Origin of the sequence: Agathobaculum sp. Marseille-P7918 (assembly GCF_964248325.1) — a bacterium.
Classification (GTDB): Bacteria; Bacillota; Clostridia; order Oscillospirales; family Butyricicoccaceae; genus Agathobaculum.
On sequence record NZ_CAXTXI010000022.1, the window covers coordinates 2,501 to 4,793 of the forward strand.

Here is a 2,293-nt window from a genome sequence, read left to right on the forward strand (position 1 = left end):
AAGTACCCCGGGAGGGGAGTGAAACAGAACCTGAAACCTTGTGCTTACAAGCACCGAGAGCACGTTAAAGTGTGATCGGGTACTTTTTGTAGAACGGTCCGGCGAGTTAATGTTTGCAGCGAGGTTAAGGAACTGGAGTTCCGGAGCCGTAGCGAGAGCGAGTCTGAATAGGGCGCATGAAGTTGCAGGCATTAGACCCGAAACCGGGTGACCTATCCATGAGCAGGCTGAAGCGGTGGTAAGACACCGTGGAGGGCCGCACCCACGTCTGTTGAAAAAGCCGGGGATGACTTGTGGATAGCGGAGAAATTCCAATCGAACTCGGAGATAGCTGGTTCTCCCCGAAATAGCTTTAGGGCTAGCGTTATTTTAGATTACCGGAGGTAAAGCACTGAATGGGCTAGGGGCCGCGAGGTTACCGAACCCTATCAAACTCTGAATGCCGGATAATTGATGAATAGCAGTCAGACTACGTGAGATAAGTCTCGTGGTCAAAAGGGAAACAGCCCAGATCTACAGCTAAGGTCCCAAATTCATGCTAAGTGGAAAATGATGTGAAACTGCGAAGACAACCAGGATGTTGGCTTAGAAGCAGCCACTCATTCAAAGAGTGCGTAATAGCTCACTGGTCGAGTGGTTTTGCGCAGAAAATGTAACGGGGCTAAGCATGAAACCGAAGCTTAGGCATTGTACTTTGTACATTGGGTAGGGGAGCGTCGTATGCGGGGCGAAGTCAGAGCGGAAGCACTGGTGGACTTCATACGAGTGAGAATGCCGGAATAAGTAGCGAGAATTATGTGAGAATCATAATGGCCGAAAATCTAAGGTTTCTTGGGGAAGGTTCGTCCGCCCAAGGTTAGTCGGGAGCTAAGGCGAGGCCGAAAGGCGTAGTCGATGCACATACGGTAGAAATTCCGTAACCACCGAACTTTAAGCATAAGGGACGCTTTCTTTAAGGTGAACCCGGGCGATGGTTGCCCCGGGCGAAAGGGACCGAAATATAGTAGGGAAGTCACTGGCGAGAGAGACGAGAAAAGCTTATGTGTATACTAAGGTGCCCGTACCGCAAACCGACACAGGTAGATGGGATGAGTATTCTAAGGCCAACGGGAGAAGGGTTGTTAAGGAACTCGGCAAATTGGCCCCGTAACTTCGGGATAAGGGGCGCCTGCGAGAGCAGGCCGCAGTGAAAAGGCCCAAGCGACTGTTTAGCAAAAACACAGCTCTCTGCTAAATCGAAAGATGACGTATAGGGGGTGACGCCTGCCCGGTGCTGGAAGGTTAAGGGGAGTGCTTAGCGCAAGCGAAGGTGCGAACTTAAGCCCCAGTAAACGGCGGCCGTAACTATAACGGTCCTAAGGTAGCGAAATTCCTTGTCAGGTAAGTTCTGACCCGCACGAATGGCGTAACGATTTGGGCACTGTCTCAACAGCCCGCCCGGCGAAATTGTAGTACCGGTGAAGATGCCGGTTTCCCGCAACTAGACGGAAAGACCCCATGGAGCTTCACTGTAGCTTGATATTGGATCTCGGTATTCCATGTACAGGATAGGTGGGAGGCTTGGAAGCAAGTGCGCCAGCATTTGTGGAGCCAACCTTGGGATACCACTCTTGGGGTATTGGGATTCTAACCTGCGGCCATGAATCTGGTCGGGGGACACTGTCAGGTGGGCAGTTTGACTGGGGCGGTCGCCTCCTAAAAGGTAACGGAGGCGCTCAAAGGTTCGTTCAGCACGGACGGAAATCGTGCACTGAGTGTAAACGCATAAACGAGCCTAACTGCGAGAATGACGGTTCGAGCAGTAACGAAAGTTGGAGTTAGTGATCCGGCGGTATGTGAATGGAAATGCCGTCGCTCAACGGATAAAAGCTACCCTGGGGATAACAGGCTGATCTCCCCCAAGAGTCCACATCGACGGGGAGGTTTGGCACCTCGATGTCGGCTCATCGCATCCTGGGGCTGAATTCGGTCCCAAGGGTTTGGCTGTTCGCCAATTAAAGCGGTACGCGAGCTGGGTTCAGAACGTCGTGAGACAGTTCGGTCCCTATCTGTTGCGGGCGTAGGAATATTGAGAGGAGCTGTCCTTAGTACGAGAGGACCGGGATGGACGTACCGCTGGTGCACCAGTTGTTCCGCCAGGGGCATAGCTGGGTAGCTAAGTACGGACGAGATAAACGCTGAAGGCATCTAAGCGTGAAACTCCCCTCGAGATAAGTGTTCCCATCCTTCGGGAGTAAGGCCCCTTGTAGACTACAAGGTTGATAGGTCAGGAGTGGAAGTGCAGTAATGTATG

At 52.2% G+C, this 2,293-nt stretch carries 1 rRNA gene (only partly in view); it reads left to right on the forward strand.

The window, feature by feature from the left end:
- Window positions 1–2,293, forward strand: a 23S ribosomal RNA gene (locus ACESSO_RS16980); its annotated part reaches 513 nt to the left of the window's first position; the annotation flags it as partial.